Source organism: Kosakonia sp., assembly GCF_032052965.1.
Taxonomy (GTDB): domain Bacteria; phylum Pseudomonadota; class Gammaproteobacteria; order Enterobacterales; family Enterobacteriaceae; genus Kosakonia.
The window spans coordinates 131,256-150,017 of the sequence record NZ_DAMBVN010000005.1 but is presented as its reverse complement, the minus strand read 5'-3'; the positions used below and the strand labels follow the sequence as shown (position 1 = coordinate 150,017).

The 18,762-nt window shown below is 56.6% G+C and carries 12 protein-coding genes; 4 read left to right on the top strand and 8 right to left on the bottom strand.

Going from position 1 to position 18,762, the window contains the following annotated elements:
• Positions 1-80: 80 nt before the first annotated feature.
• Both acpH and RTX30_RS08850 read left to right on the top strand, forming a co-directional pair.
• Positions 81-662: an ACP phosphodiesterase gene (acpH, locus tag RTX30_RS08855; protein ID WP_312688960.1), complete on the top strand. Its 582-nt coding sequence runs from the start codon at positions 81-83 to the stop codon at positions 660-662.
• A gap of 166 nt (positions 663-828) precedes the next feature.
• Positions 829-1,431: a peroxiredoxin C gene (locus RTX30_RS08850; protein ID WP_312688958.1), complete on the top strand. Its 603-nt coding sequence runs from the start codon at positions 829-831 to the stop codon at positions 1,429-1,431.
• A 55-nt stretch (positions 1,432-1,486) separates the two neighbouring features.
• On the opposite strand, the gene RTX30_RS08845 is transcribed toward RTX30_RS08850, so the two are convergent.
• The 7 genes from RTX30_RS08845 to phoB form a co-directional block, all read right to left on the bottom strand.
• Complete coding sequence (locus tag RTX30_RS08845) at positions 1,487-2,863, bottom strand: DUF3999 domain-containing protein (protein WP_312688956.1); 1,377 nt, start codon at positions 2,861-2,863, stop codon at positions 1,487-1,489.
• Complete coding sequence (locus RTX30_RS08840) at positions 2,860-5,535, bottom strand: DUF2339 domain-containing protein (RefSeq protein ID WP_312688954.1); 2,676 nt, start codon at positions 5,533-5,535, stop codon at positions 2,860-2,862. The genes RTX30_RS08845 and RTX30_RS08840 overlap by 4 nt, the downstream gene beginning before the upstream one ends.
• 55 nt (positions 5,536-5,590) lie before the next feature.
• Complete coding sequence (gene malZ, locus RTX30_RS08835; RefSeq protein ID WP_312688952.1) at positions 5,591-7,408, bottom strand: maltodextrin glucosidase; 1,818 nt, start codon at positions 7,406-7,408, stop codon at positions 5,591-5,593.
• Positions 7,409-8,001: 593 nt separating this feature from the next.
• Positions 8,002-9,354 (bottom strand): proline-specific permease ProY, encoded by a 1,353-nt coding sequence (proY, locus tag RTX30_RS08830; RefSeq protein ID WP_312688950.1) that lies wholly within the window; start codon positions 9,352-9,354, stop codon positions 8,002-8,004.
• Positions 9,355-9,438: 84 nt separating this feature from the next.
• Positions 9,439-10,758, bottom strand: a complete 1,320-nt coding sequence (gene brnQ / locus RTX30_RS08825) for a branched-chain amino acid transporter carrier protein BrnQ (protein ID WP_312688948.1) — start codon at positions 10,756-10,758, stop codon at positions 9,439-9,441.
• Positions 10,759-11,166: 408 nt separating this feature from the next.
• The gene (gene phoR / locus RTX30_RS08820) at positions 11,167-12,465 is read right to left on the bottom strand and encodes a phosphate regulon sensor histidine kinase PhoR (protein WP_312688946.1); all 1,299 of its coding nucleotides are present in this window, start codon (positions 12,463-12,465) and stop codon (positions 11,167-11,169) included.
• A 21-nt stretch (positions 12,466-12,486) separates the two neighbouring features.
• Positions 12,487-13,176 carry a phosphate response regulator transcription factor PhoB gene (gene phoB, locus RTX30_RS08815; RefSeq protein WP_007373472.1) on the bottom strand — a complete coding sequence of 230 codons (690 nt, stop codon included), beginning with the start codon at positions 13,174-13,176 and terminating at the stop codon, positions 12,487-12,489.
• 198 nt (positions 13,177-13,374) lie between these two features.
• Here phoB and sbcD point away from each other — a divergent pair, with 198 nt between their 5' ends.
• A complete protein-coding gene (gene sbcD, locus RTX30_RS08810; RefSeq protein WP_312688943.1) occupies positions 13,375-14,577 on the top strand; it encodes an exonuclease subunit SbcD in 1,203 nt (400 codons plus the stop codon).
• The gene (sbcC, locus tag RTX30_RS08805) at positions 14,574-17,720 is read left to right on the top strand and encodes an exonuclease subunit SbcC (protein WP_312688941.1); all 3,147 of its coding nucleotides are present in this window, start codon (positions 14,574-14,576) and stop codon (positions 17,718-17,720) included. The genes sbcD and sbcC overlap by 4 nt, the downstream gene beginning before the upstream one ends.
• 70 nt (positions 17,721-17,790) lie before the next feature.
• On the opposite strand, the gene mak is transcribed toward sbcC, so the two are convergent.
• Positions 17,791-18,699, bottom strand: a complete 909-nt coding sequence (mak, locus tag RTX30_RS08800; protein WP_312688940.1) for a fructokinase — start codon at positions 18,697-18,699, stop codon at positions 17,791-17,793.
• Between the last annotated feature and the right edge of the window lie 63 nt (positions 18,700-18,762).

Below are 18,762 nucleotides of genomic sequence, written 5' to 3'. Positions count from 1 at the left end.
AGACGTAAATAAGAGGCGGGTAGTCTAGTGCTCACGCCTCTTCGCTGCAACCGTTAGCCGCTTTTGGATAAACAATAGAGATGAACTTTTTAGCACACCTGCACCTTGCTCACCTCGCGAAGAGCTCCCTGCCTGGCAACTTGCTGGCAGATTTCGTTCGTGGCAACCCGGAAAACCTCTACCCGGCGGAGATTGTGGCAGGCATTCATATGCACCGGCGCATTGATGTCATGACCGACAACTTGCCGGAAGTCAGAATTGCCCGCGACGCGTTTCGCCCACTCACCCGCCGGGTCGCGCCCATTACGCTGGACGTGATGTGGGACCATTTTCTTTCCCGCCACTGGGCGCAAATTTCGCCGGACTTGCCGCTGGAAACCTTTATTCGCACGGCCCAGTCGCAGGTTACTGCTATCCTGCCAGACTCCCCGCCTCGTTTTGTCAATCTCAACAACTACTTGTGGTCGGAACGGTGGATGGAGCGCTACCGTGAAATGGACTTTATTCAGAACGTGCTCAACGGTATGGCTAACCGCCGCCCGCGCCTCGGTGCGCTGCGCGACTCCTGGCAGGATCTGGAGGCAAATTATGCCCTGCTGGAAACACTCTTCTGGACCTTTTACCCACGTATGATGACGCAGGCAAAAGCGCAGTTGTTGTAAGATTTGCCTGCGGGTGCGAATGCGCTATTCTGTAGACGCACAACTCCAAAAATTAATAGGCAAAGACTATCACAGCGATTGTCAATGGCACATTGAGCCACCTGCCCCTGCTCTCTATAATCGCCCGCGTTGCGTTCTATTAACCTTGTAAATCAGAGGACTACTTATGGTACTGGTGACTCGTCAGGCTCCGGATTTCACGGCTGCTGCTGTTCTCGGCAGCGGTGAAATCGTTGAAAAATTCAACTTCAAGCAGCATACCAACGGTAAAGCGACCGTACTGTTCTTCTGGCCGATGGACTTTACGTTTGTTTGCCCGTCTGAGCTGATCGCGTTCGACAAGCGCTACGAAGAATTCCAGCGCCGCGGCGTTGAAGTGGTTGGCGTCTCTTTCGATTCTGAGTTCGTCCACAACGCATGGCGTAACACGCCGGTGGAGAAAGGCGGCATCGGTGCCGTGAAATATGCCATGGTTGCCGATATCAAACGTGAAATTCAGCAAGCCTACGGCATTGAACACCCGGACGAAGGCGTTGCGTTGCGCGGCTCCTTCCTGATCGACAAAAACGGTATTGTGCGTCATCAGGTGGTGAATGACCTGCCGCTGGGCCGCAATATTGATGAAATGCTGCGTATGGTCGATGCGCTGCAGTTCCACGAAGAGCACGGCGAAGTGTGCCCGGCACAGTGGGAAAAAGGAAAAGAAGGGATGAACGCATCTCCGGACGGTGTCGCTAAGTACCTGAGCGAAAACGTCTCCAGCCTGTAACCGGCAGCGTTTTGCAAAAAGGCCCGCAATGCGGGCCTTTTTTGTTGCCGGGAAACTACCGGGGTTTTGCTTCCCGCCAGATGCGAAGTGCCATCCAGGCCAGCGCTGCCACACCGAGCACTAACACGCCCCACACCAGCACCGTTTGCCACATGCCCTGGCGTTCAGCGGGCGACGTCGCCGTTAACCGCATTTCGCCCCCCAGCGTCTCGCGCGCCATCACCTGTACCTGCGGGATAGCCGTCATATCAATTTGTTTGCGTAATGCCTGCGGGATAAGTTGATCGATCGTTACTGCCGCAGGTTCTGCCGCACGGTTCCCCCATGTCAGCATAAACGGCCCTTTGCCTTGTGCATTGAACAACACGGTCTGCCGGTCACGACTGCCGTTCACTTGCGGTAGAGCAGCCGGTAAACGGGCATCCAGCGTTGTGATACGCACCGCCTGGACAAGCTGCCCCGATACAGGCAGTGCAGCAGAAGATTGCCCGTTCAACTGCCACAACACGGTTTTAGTGAGTGGCTGCCAGGGATCATTCGCCGCACTACGCAAGGCAATCTCTACCGGCAACACGCCTTCCCCGTCCAGCGTCACGGAAAGCGCACTCAGCGGTTGCGGCTGTCGCCACTGATATTGCGCCTCGGTGGCAGAAATCCGCTGCGCCTCGGCCGCCATTTGCACCTGCTCCCGCGGTGTAGCAACGCTGCCCAGCGTAGCGTTGACTTGAGTTATCGTCACCGGCAGTTGCGGGGAGTCAAACACCATCAACAGATAGCGCACACCGTCGGAGGACATCGACTGGTTAACCGTAATCTGGTCGAGTTTCAGCCGGTCGTTACCGCTGGAAAGCGCCATCACCGGTGCATCCTGTTGCAGCAATTCCCAGTCACGCATATTACTGCTAAAAAACAGTGACACTTTTCCCTGCCAGTTTTTTACCGGCTCGTTCCAAACCAGTTTAAGTTGAGCGAGGGTGAAGTTCTCCGGCATCGTCTCGGGTAACGCCAGCAGATAGCTCTGTCCAACGGTTTTTGCCGTCTCGCCTTCAATACGAATATCGACACCGTTGGCCGAGTGTAAACGTACCACGCTCTGCCCTTCACTTGCCGTTTCGACCGGCGAGGTATCAAGAGGAAAAATGCGTAACGGGATCGGAGCCGGTTCTGCAACCGGCGTTTGCTGCGTTTCGAGGGTGAACGGTACCCGCTCACCGTCATGGTTAAACACCCGCACATCGCGCAGATCGGGATGCGTGCTGCCAGTGTACACCTCGATTGGCAAATCTACCCGATACCATGAGGCCGGCTCAGGTAGATCCAGCGCCGCGCCCCAGGCATAATCCTGCGGCGCGTCGGGAATATCGTCGCTGCTTAATGCCGGTAATGCGCAGGCCATTAATGCCGCCGCCAGCAGTGCGTACACGCCTCTCATTGTTGCTCTCCCTTGTTGTGATCCTGCATAGCCTTCGGCGGCAGAGGTGAAAAATAACCCACAATTAATACCAGAACCGCCACGCCAATAAAGGCAACTGCCCGCGCCAGCCCGCCACCGCCTGCGCTGTCTACCAGCATAAGCTTGAGCAGCACCACCCCCAACAATGCGCCGCCACACAACCACTGTTGCCGCGCATGATGCCGGGTGGCATGAATCATGACCACCAGCGCAATCAACATCCAGAACAGGGCAAAACTGGTCTGGATGAGGCGGGAGTGCCACAAATTGTCGCTGCTCCACGTCACCGCGCCATAACAGGCCAGCGCCCGCAGTAACGCGCCATTCAGCCACCAGAAAGTGAGCGCCGCGATCGCCCACGGGCGGGCGCGCCAAAGCGGCGCTGCCACTGCAGGATAGTGCGTTTCGGCAAAGCGGCCGTAAAGCCACAGCCCAAGCAGCGCAAACGCCGCCCCCTCTTCCAGTGGATTAAGTAACGGTAGATAAGTCAGTTCCCGTACCGTCCCTTCTGCCAGGTTGGCAAACAGCAGATAGCCCAGCAGTAGCGGGATCAGCGGCAATAATGCCAGCGCGCCATACAGTGCAGGCCAGGTACGCAGCGGCCACGCACGTCGGCGGATCCCAGCAAGCGTCAGGGCAATAATGATGCCGCCCGCCGCCATTGGCAGACCGTCGCGCCATGCCTCCAGTCCCCAGGAGAGCGACCCGACGAACCACCACAGCTCACTGCCAGACGCCAGCAATAACAACCAGAACAGAGAAATATGCACTCCCTGCGAAACCCTGGCGGGCAGCGTGTTATTGTCCCGGTAAAGTAAAAACAGCGCGGAAGGCAGCGCAACGCACCAGGCCAGATTTTGCCATCCTCCCGCCAGAATATGACCCTGTACGGTGATCTGATACACCACTGCAACCCCCATTGCAGGCCACAGTAACCAGCAGGCATAACCCAGCTCAGGCCACTGCCAACGCTGCTGCGCTGCGCGCCATAGCCACACGGAAATAGCCAGCAGAGCCAGCGTGATAAAGCCCACGTGTTGATGCGAAGCCACGACCAGCGCCGCCGCACCGCTCAGGGCAATGATCCAGAAGAGAATACCGCCAGCCAGCAACAGCCAGCTCCCTTCACGACGTAAGCCGCGCCACAGCATCGCCCCGGCCAGCCAGCAGCCGCTCAACACAGCGAAAATCATGACTGTTCCGAGCGCAGACAACCCGTTCGCGGCCGCCCACAACGCGCTTAGCAGCGCCAGCAGCAACAATGCCGTGCCGCTGTAACTCATGCGCCGCTGATGTTGCTGCACGCCGAGCCACACAATGCCCAGACCTTCCAGCGCCCAGGCCATCGCGGTCCAGCGAGCCGACAACGCCAGCGGGATCGCCAGCGTGGCAAACCCACCGCCCAGCGCCAGTGCCGCCAGTACCAGCGGTTTTGCTGCCGTGGGGTAACGCTTCAGCGCAAGCGCGGCCAGCGCCAGGTAAAAGAGGCCAAAGCCAAGCGCGCTGAACGCCGGACCGTAAGCCCAGTGCTGCGTCATCGCGTACTGCATGCCAAACCCGGCCAGCGGCGGCGCAAATAGCAATACGCCATCAATCACTCTTTCGCCACGGCGCTGTGCCCGCAGCGACAGCGCCACACTTAGCACGCCAAACAACAGTACGTTCGCCACCAGGAAAAGCTGGCAGCTCAAATAATCGTCCGGGCGGTAGTTCTCCATACCCCATATTGCGGCAACGCCAAAGGTGAAGAACATTCCCAGTAAATTGAGTTCACGCCAGTGCTGCCAGACGCTAATGGCAAGAATGCCTACCGAGAGCAACAGGTAAAAAGAGAACAAAGCGATATGGCTACCACCGCCTGTTGAGAGCAGGATCGGCGCAAGATAACCGCCAAGGCTCGCCAGCAGCGCCAGGCTTAGCGCTTTTTGCAGCACGGCCAGCCCGACGCTGGCGGCGCAAATGACAATGAGCAGGCCGAAGGCCAGCGTCATGGGCAGCATCTGCCACAGCCGGAATGCGCCAAACACCGTCAGATAGAGCGCGCCCACGGCACCACCCTGTAAAATTAAGGCAAAGACCGTCTGCTTATGCCGCAATCGCCAGCCCAGCCCCAGCAGCACAATCGCCACCACGGCAACCGCAACCAGGCGCAGCTCCAGTGGGAATAACGCATACTCAACGGTGTAGCGCAGCAGGAATGAGAGGCCGATAAACAGCAGCACAATCCCCAGTTTGGCCAGCGGATTGCCCTGCATAAACCAACGTGCCAGCGTGGTGACCACACCCCAGGAGTCATTTTCGGCCTGTTGCGGCGCTGGCAATACAGGGGCTTCTACCGCCCCAGGCACAGGTGCTTTGCGGCCCCACGGGTTTTCCGCAGGCAAAGCGTCCGGCACAACGGCAACGGGTTCCTGTTCGGGGGGATCATCAATAATGGCAGGTTCGGCAACGACCGGCGGCGGTTCTACGGCAAGTGATGCCGGTTCCGCCGCGACCGTCAGCCGCTGTTCGAGCACAACCAGCCGCTGGCGCAGCCGGGTGAGTTCATCCTGGGTTGCCACGCTGCGACGCCAGGCGGTAATGGCTACAATCGGCACTACCACCAGCGCAAATAACAGCACTAACACACCGAAAACTACAAGACCATCCATGTACTTCGCCTTCGCTAAAGGGGAGACGTTAACGCCTCCCTTCTCGCGTTTAGGCTCAGGAGGCAGACCAGACAGAAGCGCTAATCGCAGATAGCGTCAGCACGTCATCCTGTAGCGTACCTGTACCTTCTTTTAGCCGCCAGTTTTTCCCTCTGAGCAGCGGTGAATCTTCCAGCACCACTTCACAGGCTTCACCACGGTTAATCACGACCAGCACGCGTTGTTGTTGATAAACACGCACAAATACCAGCACATCCTCCTGCGCATATACCACCTCGCAGCCGCCATAACGCAGCGCCTGGCTGCGCGAACGCAGCTTCGCCATACGCTGATAAAGCGCCAGCAACCGGCCATCCTGACATGTCTTATCCCAGGGGAAGGGTTTACGGCAGAATGGATCATTGGCCCCATCCAGCCCTACTTCATCACCGTAATAGATGCAGGGGGTGCCCGGCCAGCAGAACAACCACACCACCGCCAGCGGCAAACGAGCAATATCGTTGCCCAGTACCGTTTTAAAACGCGGCGTATCGTGGCTGTCGAGTTGGTTAAACATGCGTATTTGCTGCTGATGCGACAGCCCGGCGCGGTAATTATCCATCCACGCTGCACAGGTTTGCGCATCGATTTTTTGCGGATCGTAAGCGATGTCGGTTCTTGCCAAAAACGCCCACACCGGCAGCGTAAAACCACGGTAATTCATCGCTGCATCTTCAGCATCCGTCTGGAGCCACTGACGTGCATCACCAAAGTGCTCACCTACCATGTAAGCCTGCGGCTGTGTCTCTTTGGCGGCGCGGGTAATGCCAGCAACATGGTGAAGGTTATTACGCGCACCGCCCGCCTCGCCAAGCATATGCACCACATCCAGCCGCCAGCCGTCCATATTCCACGGCGCTTTAAGCCAGTGACGAACAATACTGTCTTCCCCCTGGTATATTTCCTCGACCAGTGACGCGGCGCGATAGTCCAGTTTCGGCAGGCTCGGATACCCCAGCCAGTCGCGGGCGAGCCCTTCATCATCAAAGCTGAACCAGCTCCGCCAGGGCGAGTCCGGATTATGGCAGGCACCGCCCGTGCCACGATTATGCCGATCAAACCAGGCATGTGAGTCGCCACAGTGGTTAAACACGCCATCGAGGATCAGGCGCATGCCTGCCGCTTGCGTAGCATGCCGCAGACGCAACAGCGCCGGATCGCCGCCAAAACGGGGATCAACATGGCGATAATCTTCGGTATCGTATTTATGCACGCTGGGCGCGACGAACACCGGGTTGAGGTACAACGCAGTGACGCCCAGTTTTTTCAGGTACGGCAGTTTTTCGCTGATACCGTCAAGATCGCCGCCGTAAAATGTCGATCCCCCGGCTTCTCCGGTCAGCGGATCGTCCCAGTCGCGCATCACGGTCATCCGCCCCGCGGCATGGTGGTACCAGGCTTCATCCTGTTGGGTTGCGCGTGCCTGACTGCGGGCAAAACGATCGGGGAAGATCTGATAAAACACCTGATCCGCCACCCATTCCGGCCCACCATCGGGGGCATCTATCGCGAACTGCTCCAGTCTGGCAGGGGGAAAACGGCTAAAGCCCTGCGGCGTAAACCAAAGCTGTTTGTCTTCCCACAGCAGTTTAAAGCTGTAGCGGCGACGTGGCTGCCCGCTGCTGATATCAATGGCAGCCCGCCAGAGCGTCTCGCCGCCGGGGCCGGGTTTACGTGCGCGATGCATTGCCAGTGGGATCTCTTCGTTATCAACCTCCACCCGCAGCATCACGCGTGACGGCAGCGACACGCCGCTGAGCCAGAGGGTCACCCTCAACTGATCTTTGTCCTGCTTCACAAATGGCGCAACCGGCAGGTGCCATGCATTCAACATCGACTATCCCCTTCGTTCAAAATGACGCCACTTTTTCATAACCGCCTGCGCCTCGCCTCCTTCTTTCGCTTTTTTTCCGGGGGGGAGAGACGGGGCGCAGAGGCGATCTTGCGGGATATTCACCGGGTATATAGGTGAGTTTTTCCGCGCCCGCTTCGTGCTCATGCCCGAAATCGCCCGACGCAGAGATTTTTATACTGATCAAAACTATAGCCTGAGAAGAGAGCCGCCAAGAGCAAACCGGAAAGTCGGGTCTTCATCGCACGCTCCCAGCCAAGGATTAACACGCTCAGGCAGTATTTTGTGGGGCATCAATTTTGGCCGCAAGAGACGACAGAAACCTTATTGGCAGAGCATGCACCCCGCATTCGTGGCGCGTGCCCCGTACCGCAAAAGGCATCAGCGTCGGCGCTGGAAACGTTCAGCGGTTTGGGTGTCAGCGTTGAGGCTATCGCTCCGGCACGTAGCCAGGTTACAGGAGGGAAATCGCGGGGTACCGGGCTGGATGAGTGCGAGAAAGAACCGCAAACCCGCGTACAATGTGCGACGGCATCCTGCCCGCTGGCGCAGTGCCTTGCGGGCAGTCTCCATGCTTATGCTTTACGGCGTTTAAGTACCCAGCCAATCAGCAGCAGCACAATCCATGCAAAACCGACATACAGCGAGATGCGGGTTTCCGGGTGCCAGCCAATCAGGGCGATAATGAACACCAGGAACAGCAGCCCGGCGACCGTGGTAGCGACGCCACCCGGTACTTTAAATTTCAGCGCCTTGATTTCATCGGCTGACAGACGACGGCGGAAGCCAATTTGCGACAGTAAAATCATGATCCACACCCATACGGTGGCGAAGGTCGCCAGCGACGCAATCACCAGGAAAACATTTTCCGGCATGATGTAGTTGAGATACACCGCAAACAGCAATGCGACGGTCATGACCATTACCGTTACCCACGGAATGCCGCGACGCGAGGTCTTAGCAAACATCTTCGGCGCGCTGCCCTGCTCCGCCATACCGTGCAGCATGCGGCCAACGCCAAACACATCGCTGTTAATCGCGGAGAGCGAGGCGGTCAACACCACAAAGTTGAGGATACCGGCAGCAAAAGTGATGCCCATATGCTGGAAGGTCAGGACAAACGGGCTACCGTCTGTGCCCACCTGATTCCACGGATAAATCGACATGATCACAAACAGCGTACCAACATAAAACACCAGGATACGCATCGGTACTGAGTTGATGGCGCGCGGGATCGATTTCTCCGGATCTTTCGCTTCCCCGGCGGTGATACCAATAATTTCGATACCGCCATAAGCGAACATTACCATCTGCAACGCCATCACCGTGCCCAGCCAGCCGTTACTGAAGAAGCCGCCATGACTCCACAAGTTACTGATGCCGGTCGGCTGCCCGCCGTTACCAATACCCCAAATAATGATGCCGAAACCGGCAACGATCATGATGATAATGGTGGCGACTTTAAAGAACGAGAACCAGAACTCCAGTTCACCGAACACTTTCACACTCATCAGGTTAATGGCGCAAATAATCAGCACCACGCTCAATACCCAAATCCAGTGTGGCACCGTCGGGAACCAGACGCCCATATAAATGCCAAATGCGGTGACATCGGCAATCGCGACAATCAGGATCTCAAAACAGTACGTCCAGCCGGTGATATACCCGGCGAGCGGGCCAAGGTTTTCCTGGGCATAGCGGGAGAAGGAACTGGCGGAAGGGTTATGCACCGACATTTCGCCCAACGCGCGCATAATGATGTACGCGGCGACGCCACCAATAATGTAGGCCAGCAATACACTTGGCCCCGCCATTTTGATGGCATCTGCAGAGCCGTAAAACAGGCCGGTGCCGATTGCCGAACCCAGCGCCATAAAGCGAATGTGGCGGGTGCTTAGCCCACGCTTCAGCTTATTCGTACTTTCCATCGTTTCCACTGCCATTATTCAACACAAAAATAAAAAACCACGGAGCACGACACCCCGTGGTTAAACAAGCCGTGTTTGCCGCTGTTAATGCGCGCTGGAGGTCACTTGTCGCCCCGCTGCGCGATCCCAGATTGCCGCCAGAACCACCATCACCAGGCTTGGCATCAACCAGGCCAGTCCCTGCTCCGCCAGCGGTAAACGCTGCGTCCAGGCGGGGAGGTGTTCTGCAAAGGCAGAGGCTTTCACGCCGTCAAGGATACCAAAAAGCAGACTAATGAACATAGCCGGTGCGATAACGCGGGTGGAACTGTTCCAGAAGGAGCGGGTAAAGCTCAGTACCACCAGCACGATGCACGGCGGGTAGATCATCGTCAGCACCGGAATCGAAATCTGGATCAGATGGCTCAGTCCGAGGTTGGAAACCGCCATCGAGAAGATACCCAGGATAAATACCAGCGTACGGTAGGAGAGCGGCAGATACTGGGCAAAGAACTCTGCACAGGCACAGGTCAGGCCAACCGCCGTCACCAGACAGGCAATAAAAATCAGTGCGGCCAGCAGGAAACTGCCCGCGCCACCAAAGGTATGCTGAACATAGGCATGCAGGATCGCCGCGCCGTTAGCAGACTGTTCCACCAGCGTTGAGCTGTGAGAACCGAGACGGAACAGCGCCAGATAGAGCAGCGTCAGGCCAACACCCGCCATCAGCCCAGCCCAGACCGTGTAACGGGTCAGCAGGCGTGCTTCGGTAACACCGCGAGAACGCGCGGCGTTGACAATCACGATACCGAACACCATGGCACCGAGGGTGTCCATCGTCAGGTAACCATTCACGAAACCATTCGAAAACGGTGCAGTCTGGTAGGCTTCCAGCGCGTGGCTGATCGGGCCGGCAGGCCAGACAATAGCAGCGATGGCGAGGATCGTCAGGGCAATAATTTTCAGCGGCGCCAGGAAGTTACCCACCGTATCCAGCAGTTTACCCGGGTAGAGCGACACCAGGATCACCAGCGCAAAATAGATGATGCTGTAAATCAGCAGCGGCATTGCGCCTTCACCGGTCAGCGGTGCGATCCCGACTTCAAAAGAGACTGTTGCAGTACGCGGAGTCGCAAACAACGGCCCCACCGCCAGATAGCACACCGTCGCCAGCAGTACGCCCGCCACTTTGCCAATCGGGGTGCTCAGGCTGTCTACGCCACCACCCACTTTCGCCAGCGCGACCACGGTAAGGACGGGCAGGCCAACGGCGGTGATCAGAAAGCCTATGGCTGCTGTCCAGACGTGTTCACCCGCCTGTAAGCCGACCATCGGTGGAAAAATGATGTTACCTGCGCCTACGAAGAGGGCAAAAGTCATAAAGCCCAGAGCAACAATGTCTCGTGGTTTTAAGTGATGGGTCATATTTTGTTACTGCCTGTGGATGTGGTGTCGTAAAAATGATGTTTTTTTCGCCTTTCCCTACCGAACAATACAACGTCTATATCGCTGAAAGTCAGCGGGAAATGCTTTATGCATTACGTAGCGGAGAATAGTTTTTCGATTTACCACGCAAATACAGTCGGTATAACGATGTACGGGGCGCAATTTAAACGCTTATAACGTTTAAAGGCAAGGTGGGATCGCAAAACCAGATGCATCTACTACAACGGGAATTCTTACCAGTGAATAATTCCAATTATAAGAAAAACACATGGCTGATCATGCGAACAAAAAAGCAGCATGCGTACAAAATACGTTTCAGGGTGGAGACAAGGTACGTATGAGCGGTCTGTTTTCACAGACCGCTGGAAAGATAAGCTGACAGCGAGCTCAGGAAGCGGCTTTTTTGGCAACCAGGCGTTCCGGAAGAACAAAACTGAAGCGGGTACCTTTACCTGGCTGACTGACAATATCGAGACGGCTTTCGTGGTGGTTTACCGCATGCTTCACAATCGCCAGCCCCAGGCCACTGCCACCGGTTTGCCGGGATCGGGCTTTGTCCACCCGGTAAAAACGTTCGGTGAGACGCGGAATATGCTCAGCGGCAATGCCCGGCCCGTTATCTTCGACGCTGAACTCCGCCCCCTGCGCCAGGTGACGCCAGCTCACGATAATATGTGTCCCTGCCGGGGTATGGTTGACAGCGTTATACACCAGATTGGAAATGGCGCTGCGGAGTTGCTCTTCATTGCCGAGCACTTTGAGACTGCTGTCGACATCAAAATCAAAGGTGTGCTTTTGCTGACTGAGGGTTTGCGCCTCGCGCTCCACGACCCGCAGCATCATCGGCACATCAATGGTTTCGTTGGGCGGCAATGTCGGCGCCGCTTCAATCTTCGACAGCGTGAGTAGCTGGCGCACCAGACCTTCCATGCGCGAGGTCTGTTCCCGCATGGTATGCAGCGCTTTTTCCCGTGGCGCGCCTTCAAGCGTCTGCTCTTGCATCATCTCCAGGTAGCCCTGCAACACGGTCAACGGCGTACGTAGCTCATGGCTGACATTGGCAAAAAAGTTGCGCCGCGCCCCTTCCAGTTGATGCATTTGTGTCACATCGCGCGCCACCAGCAACAAATGCTCTTCCGTGTAGGGCATCACGCGGATCTCGAGATGGCGACCGTTGTTAAGCACCAGGTGCAAAGGCCGGGTAAACTCTTTTTTCTTCAGGTATTGGGTGAATTCGGGGTAACGCAGCAGGTTAAGGATGTTCTGCCCGCTATCATCTGGCCAGCGCAGCCCCAGCACTTGTTGCGCAAGACCGTTGCACCAGAAAATAGCGCCTTCCTGCGTGGTGAGGATCACCGCATCCGGAAGGGATTCCGCCCCGCTGCGAAAGCGCTTGATCAGGCTACCCAGTTCACGGCGACGCTTTTTGTTGCGCATCTGCATCTGGTGCAACCCATACAAAAGAGGCTCCCAGCTTCCTGTGCCGGGCGGCGGGGTCATACTTTTATCAACCCATAGCCACCAGGAGAGGCGCAATAAATTCCAGAAATGCCAGATCAGTAACCCGGTTACCGCGGCGAGTAAAAACCAGGGCAGATAACCGAACATGACGCCGAGTATTAAGGCGGGGATACAACAAAGGAGGAGCTCCAGCACCAGCCTTTTCCATGACAGCCGTTCCAGCACGCGTCACACTCCTGTCAAATTTCAGAAACGGGTCGAAAAACGGTATCCCGTGCCGCGCACTGTTTGCACCATACGATCGTGACCACTGTGTTCCAGCGCTTTGCGCAGTCGGCGAATATGCACGTCCACCGTACGGTCTTCCACATACACATTGGTTCCCCAAACATGATTCAGCAACTGCTCGCGGCTGTAAACACGTTCCGGGTGAGTCATAAAGAAGTGTAAGAGTTTAAACTCTGTCGGGCCCATATCCAGTGGATTTTCACCGGTCATTACGCGGTGAGACGAGGGATCGAGGCTCAGCCCCTGCATTTCGATGACCTCTTCCACCGCCATCGGCGAAATGCGGCGCATGACAGCCTTGATACGCGCCACCAGCTCTTTTGGCGAGAAAGGTTTGGTAATATAGTCGTCCGCTCCGGTTTCCAGGCCGCGAACGCGATCCTCTTCTTCACCACGCGCCGTCAGCATCATTACCGGAATGTCACGGGTCATGGCTTCACGTTTCAGATGTTTAATAAACTGAATGCCTGAACCACCAGGCAACATCCAGTCCAGCAAAACGAGATCGGGCCAGGGTTCATTCAGTTGATTCACCGCGCTGTCATAATCTTCAGCTTCTACTGGTTGAAAGCCATTTTGCTCGAGCACAAAGCAAACCATTTCACGGATGGGTGCTTCGTCTTCTACGACCAGAATTCGTCTCGCCATAATTTGCCCTGTTTTATTTAAGTCGTCAGTATATATAGCGGCGCCATTATGCGTCAGTTTTATGACAGATTTATGAATAACATGACCGTCAGATGACCCTCTTCAGCACGCGATGACAATCCCTGTTTTTATTCGGATATGTCCCTCATCTGCTTAATGTTTATAATCTGATTTACGTTTTTTCGCCACGGAACCGCTATGCGCATAATTCACACCTCTGACTGGCATCTGGGACAGAACTTTTACAGTAAAAGCCGTGCCGCCGAACACGACGCTTTTCTCGACTGGTTGCTGGAAAACGCCGAAAGCCACCAGGCAGATGCGATCATTGTGGCTGGCGACATCTTTGATACCGGTTCACCGCCGAGCTATGCCCGCGAGTTATATAACCGTTTTGTGGTTAAACTCCAGCGCACCGGCTGCCAGTTAGTGGTGCTGGCCGGCAACCATGACTCCGTGGCCACGCTCAATGAATCGAAAGAGATTCTGGCCTATTTGAAAACGACCGTAGTAGCCAGCGCCGGGGCGGCACCTTTTCTGCTCCACCGCCGTAATGGCGAGCCCGGAGCCGTGTTTTGCCCGGTGCCGTTTCTGCGTCCGCGCGACATTGTCCTGAGTCAGGCGGGTCTGTCCGGCCTGCAAAAACAGCAACATCTGCTCGCGGCTATCACTGACTATTATCAACAGCAGTACCGTGACGCCTGCACTCTGCGTGGCGATAGCGCGCTGCCTGTTATCGCCAGCGGCCATTTGACCACCGTTGGTGCCAGCAAAAGTGACGCGGTACGTGATATTTATATCGGCACGCTGGATGCCTTTCCGGCGCAGAATTTCCCCCCTGTTGACTATATGGCACTTGGTCATATCCACCGGGCGCAAAAAATTGGCGGTGAGGAGCACATTCGTTACTGCGGCTCACCGATCCCGCTCAGTTTTGATGAAACCGGTAAAAGCAAAAGCGTTAACCTTGTGAGCTTTGCCGGGGGGAAACTGGCCGAAGTGACCACGCTTAATGTTCCCACCACACAGGAACTGGCAGTGATCAAAGGTGATTTCGCCGCCATCTGCCAGCAACTGGAACAGTGGCGCGATGCCCCTGCCGACAAACCGGTCTGGCTGGACATCGAAATCGAAAGCCATGACTACCTGGCGGATGTGCAACGCAAAATCCAGCAGGTGACCGAAGCCCTTCCCGTGGAAGTCCTGTTAGTTCGCCGCAGCCGTGAACATCGCGAGCGCATACTTGCTGGCGAGCTGCGGGAAACGCTCAATGAATTAAAAGTCGAAGAGGTTTTTGCCCGCCGCCTGGCGCATGAAGAGCTCGACGAAACGCAAAGCGTGCGTTTACAGGCCTTGTTCAGTGAGGCATTGCAGGCGCTGGATGAGGAGAAAGAGGCATGAAAATTCTCAGTTTGCGACTAAAAAACCTGAATTCATTGAAAGGTGAATGGAAGATCGACTTTAGTGAAGAGCCCTTCGCGAGTAACGGTCTGTTCGCCATCACTGGCGCAACAGGCGCGGGTAAAACCACCCTCCTCGACGCCATCTGCCTTGCGCTTTACCACGAAACACCTCGCCTCAGCACCTTATCGCAGTCACAAAACGATCTGATGACCCGGGACACTGCCGAATGCCTGGCAGAGGTGGAGTTTGAAGTCAAAGGCGTGGCGTATCGCGCTTTCTGGAGCCAGAGTCGCGCCAGAGGTTTAGCCGAAGGCAACCTGCAGGCACCGCGCGTTGAGCTGGCAATGTGCGCCAGCGGCAAAATACTGGCCGATAAAGTCAAAGACAAACTGGAACTGACCGCCTCACTCACCGGGCTGGATTACGGCCGCTTTACCCGTTCGATGCTGCTATCTCAGGGGCAATTTGCCGCCTTCCTGAACGCCAAACCGCGGGAGCGCGCCGAATTGCTGGAGGAGCTGACCGGCACCGAAATCTACGGGCAAATTTCCGCCATGGTGTTTGAGAAACATAAAGCGGCGAAAATCCGGCTGGAAAAATTACAGGCGCAGGCCGAAAGTGTCGCACTGCTGGACGATGCCCAGCGCCAGCAGCTTGAACAAAGTTTGCAGGCACTTACTGACCAGGAACACCACCTGCTGGCTGACCTGAGCATTCGCCAGGCGCAGGCGAACTGGCTGAACCGGAACGCTGAATTGCGCGACGCTCAGGGCCGGGCGCAGGCCGCCTTAGTGCAGGCCCGTCAGGCCCAGGCAAGCGCGCAACCCCAACTGGCAGCGCTAGAACGCGCACAGCCGGCTCAGCAGCTGCGCCCCTTATGGGAGCGCCTTGAAGAACAGCGTAAAACGTTGCGGCGCACCGGTCAGCAGAGTGACGAAGTAAATACTCGCTTACATAACAGCCTGACACAGCGCGCCCGTATTCGCTTCAGCGCCGCGCAGCAACTCGCCACCTTACAGCGTTCCCAAAAAACGCTGGATAGCTGGCTGGCTGAACATGCCCGTTACCAACAGTGGCACAACGAGCTGACCGGCTGGCGGGTGCTATTTAATCAACTGGAAGAAGAAAAAAAACAGTGGCTAAACCTGCAACAACGCATTCAGAGCCATGAATCCAGGCTGAAGACACTGCCAGTCTCAACGCTGGCGCTCAGTATGGAAGAAACCGCCCAGGCCATGCAACGGTGCGCGCAGCAGCGCCCGCAGCGTCAGCAGTTAATCGCCCTGCATGCCCGTTTTGCGCCGCTACGTAAACAGCTAAGTCTTCGCCAGCAGAGCCTGGTCGATCTGAAAAGCGAGCAGGAGAAGCTCACTCTCGAGCTGGCACGCAAGCGCGAACTGTATAAAGAAAAAAATCAGTTGCTGGTGGATGTCACCACCATTGTCGAGCTGGAAAACCGCATTAAAGATCTCGAAAGCGAGCGTGCCCGCCTGCAACCCGGCCACCCTTGCCCGCTCTGTGGCGCGACGGAACACCCGGCGGTGGCGCACTATCAAACCCTCGAACCCGGCGTGAACCAGGCGCGACGCAATGCGCTGGATCTGGAAGTCCGCCAGGTAAAAGAAGAGGGTGTTGCGCTAAGCGAAAGGCTGAAAGGCCTGGGCGAACGTTACGAGAAAGATGAGCGCGAAGCCAGAGCCTTACAGCAGGAAGAACAGACCCTGCTGCAGTCGTGGGCCAGCGCCTGCGCCGCACTGAATGTGACGCTGGAACCGCACCGGGAGCTGACCAGTTGGCAAAGCGCGCAGGATGCCTACGAGCATCAGCTTTATTTGTTGAATCAGCACCAGACGTTGCAGCAGCAAATTCATGAACTGCGCCAGCAGGGTGAACATTATCAACAGGCGGTTGTCAGCCGCCGTGCCAGCCTGGCCTCAGCCTTGCAACCGCTCGAACTCAGCCTGCCAGAGGAAGGTGAAGAGCACGCCTGGCTGGCGGCGCGGGCGCAGGAAGCGGAGCAGTGGCAACAGCAGCAGCAACAACTGGCTTCGTTGCGCGAAAGCATGGCGCAGCTAACGCCTGTGATTGAAACGCTGCCGGCCGACGATGCTCTTGCGGACGGGCAAACCACCGCGCTGGAAGGCTGGCGTCAGATCCATAACGATTGTGTGTCGTTACAGAGCCAGTGGCAAACGCTGCAGCAGCAACTGGCGCAGGAAAGTGCCACAGAAAATGCGCTGGAAAAACAGTTCGCCAGCGCGCTGAAAAACAGTGTCTTTGCGGATACGGAAGCGTTTCTTGCCGCACTGCTTGACGACGGCGAACGTCAGCGCCTTGAGCAACTGCGCCAGAAACTGGACAGCGACTGCCAGCAAAAACAGGCGCTGGCTGTCAGTGCCGAACAGGCAGTGGCCGCGCACCAGGCGCAGCCGCCTGCCGGAATGGCAAAAGAGATCACCGCCGAAAGCGCCACGCAGGCGTTGGCAAGCGCCAACCACCAGTTGCGTGAAAACACGACCCAGCAGGGTGCATTGCGCCAGCAGCTGAAACAGGATATCGCTAACCGCCAGCGCCAACAGGCGGTGCTGCTGGAGATTGAGCAGGCCACCGTGTGCTGCGACGACTGGGGCCAGTTAAATGCGCTGATTGGCTCGAAAGAAGGCGATAAATTCCGTAAGTTTGCCCAAGGGCTGACGCTGGATAATCTGGTATGGCTGGCCAACAACCAGCTCACTCGTCTGCATGGCCGCTATCTGCTAAAACGCAAAGCCAGCGAGGCGCTGGAACTGGAAGTGGTCGATACCTGGCAGGCCGATGCGGTTCGCGATACGCGCACCCTCTCCGGCGGCGAAAGCTTCCTGGTAAGTCTGGCGCTGGCACTGGCGCTGTCCGATCTGGTGAGTCATAAAACTCGCATTGATTCGCTGTTCCTCGACGAGGGATTCGGCACACTGGATAGCGAAACGCTGGACACCGCGCTGGATGCGCTGGACGCGTTAAATGCTACCGGCAAAACCATTGGCGTGATCAGCCATGTCGAAGCGATGAAAGAGCGCATTCCGGTGCAGATCAAAGTGAAGAAGATCAACGGGCTGGGTTACAGCAAACTGGACAGTAAATTCGCGGTATCTCAGGGCTGATAAACGAAGCGCCACCCTGCATCGTGCCGGGTGGCGCTTCTTACTCGAACGATATTCACATAACGCAGTATTACTCGCCGTGCGGCCACAGCCAGGCCGCGCCGCGCACGCCGCTCGAATCCCCGTGCAGCGCTTTGCGGATCGGGGTTTCACATTCACCGCCAAATACCCAGTTTCGCACCAGTCCGGGCACGGTCTGGTACAAACGGTCCACATTACTCATCCCACCACCGAGCACAATAACATCCGGATCAAGAATATTGATCACATGCGCCAGCGACTTGGCAAGCCGCAACTCGTAACGGCCTAACGCCAGTTCGGCTACGGGATCCTGCGCCTCGGCCAGCCGGATGATCTCGCTGCCTTTTAACGGCTGCCCGCCAAGGCGATGATAATCGGTGGCGAACCCTGTTCCGGAGATAAACGTCTCAATACATCCCTGCTTACCGCAGTAACAGGCGACCTCAGCACGGTAGTGCAGTTCGTCATCGTCCATCCACGGCAGCGGATTGTGCCCCCACTCTCCCGCCGTGCCGTTGCCGCCAATGTGCACCTGTCCATTGATGGCAATGCCGGAACCACAGCCGGTGCCGATGATCACCGCAAACACGGTTTGCGCACCTGCCGCCGCACCATCTACCGCTTCAGATACCGCCAGGCAGTTGGCATCATTTGCCAGCCGCACTTCACGGTTCAGACGCTGGCTTAAATCTTTATCGAACGGCTTACCGTTCAGCCACGTGGAGTTTGCGTTTTTGACCACGCCAGTATACGGCGAAATCGAGCCGGGAATGCCCATCCCCACCGTTCCAGTCTGGCCTGTCTCTTTCTCTGTTAAATCCACCATCGAAGCAATCAGCTCTATGGTTTGCAGATAATCACGCGGGGTAGGCTGACGGTGACGAAACAACGCCTCGCCATTCTCGCCCAGTGCGATGATCTCTGTTTTTGTCCCACCTAAATCGATACCGATACGCACATCAAACTCCTCATAGTGGACCACGCATTAGCAATGCAACGAAGCCGACAATTCGCTATCATG

Excerpts from the sequence above, each read along its gene's own strand:
- acpH (WP_312688960.1), top strand. The coding sequence starts at position 81 with ATGAACTTTTTAGCACACCTGCACCTTGCTCACCTCGCGAAGAGCTCC.
- RTX30_RS08850 (WP_312688958.1), top strand. The coding sequence starts at position 829 with ATGGTACTGGTGACTCGTCAGGCTCCGGATTTCACGGCTGCTGCTGTT.
- RTX30_RS08845 (WP_312688956.1), bottom strand. The coding sequence starts at position 2,863 with ATGAGAGGCGTGTACGCACTGCTGGCGGCGGCATTAATGGCCTGCGCA.
- RTX30_RS08840 (WP_312688954.1), bottom strand. The coding sequence starts at position 5,535 with ATGGATGGTCTTGTAGTTTTCGGTGTGTTAGTGCTGTTATTTGCGCTG.
- malZ (WP_312688952.1), bottom strand. The coding sequence starts at position 7,408 with ATGTTGAATGCATGGCACCTGCCGGTTGCGCCATTTGTGAAGCAGGAC.
- proY (WP_312688950.1), bottom strand. The coding sequence starts at position 9,354 with ATGGAAAGTACGAATAAGCTGAAGCGTGGGCTAAGCACCCGCCACATT.
- brnQ (WP_312688948.1), bottom strand. The coding sequence starts at position 10,758 with ATGACCCATCACTTAAAACCACGAGACATTGTTGCTCTGGGCTTTATG.
- phoB (WP_007373472.1), bottom strand. The coding sequence starts at position 13,176 with ATGGCGAGACGAATTCTGGTCGTAGAAGACGAAGCACCCATCCGTGAA.
- sbcD (WP_312688943.1), top strand. The coding sequence starts at position 13,375 with ATGCGCATAATTCACACCTCTGACTGGCATCTGGGACAGAACTTTTAC.
- sbcC (WP_312688941.1), top strand. The coding sequence starts at position 14,574 with ATGAAAATTCTCAGTTTGCGACTAAAAAACCTGAATTCATTGAAAGGT.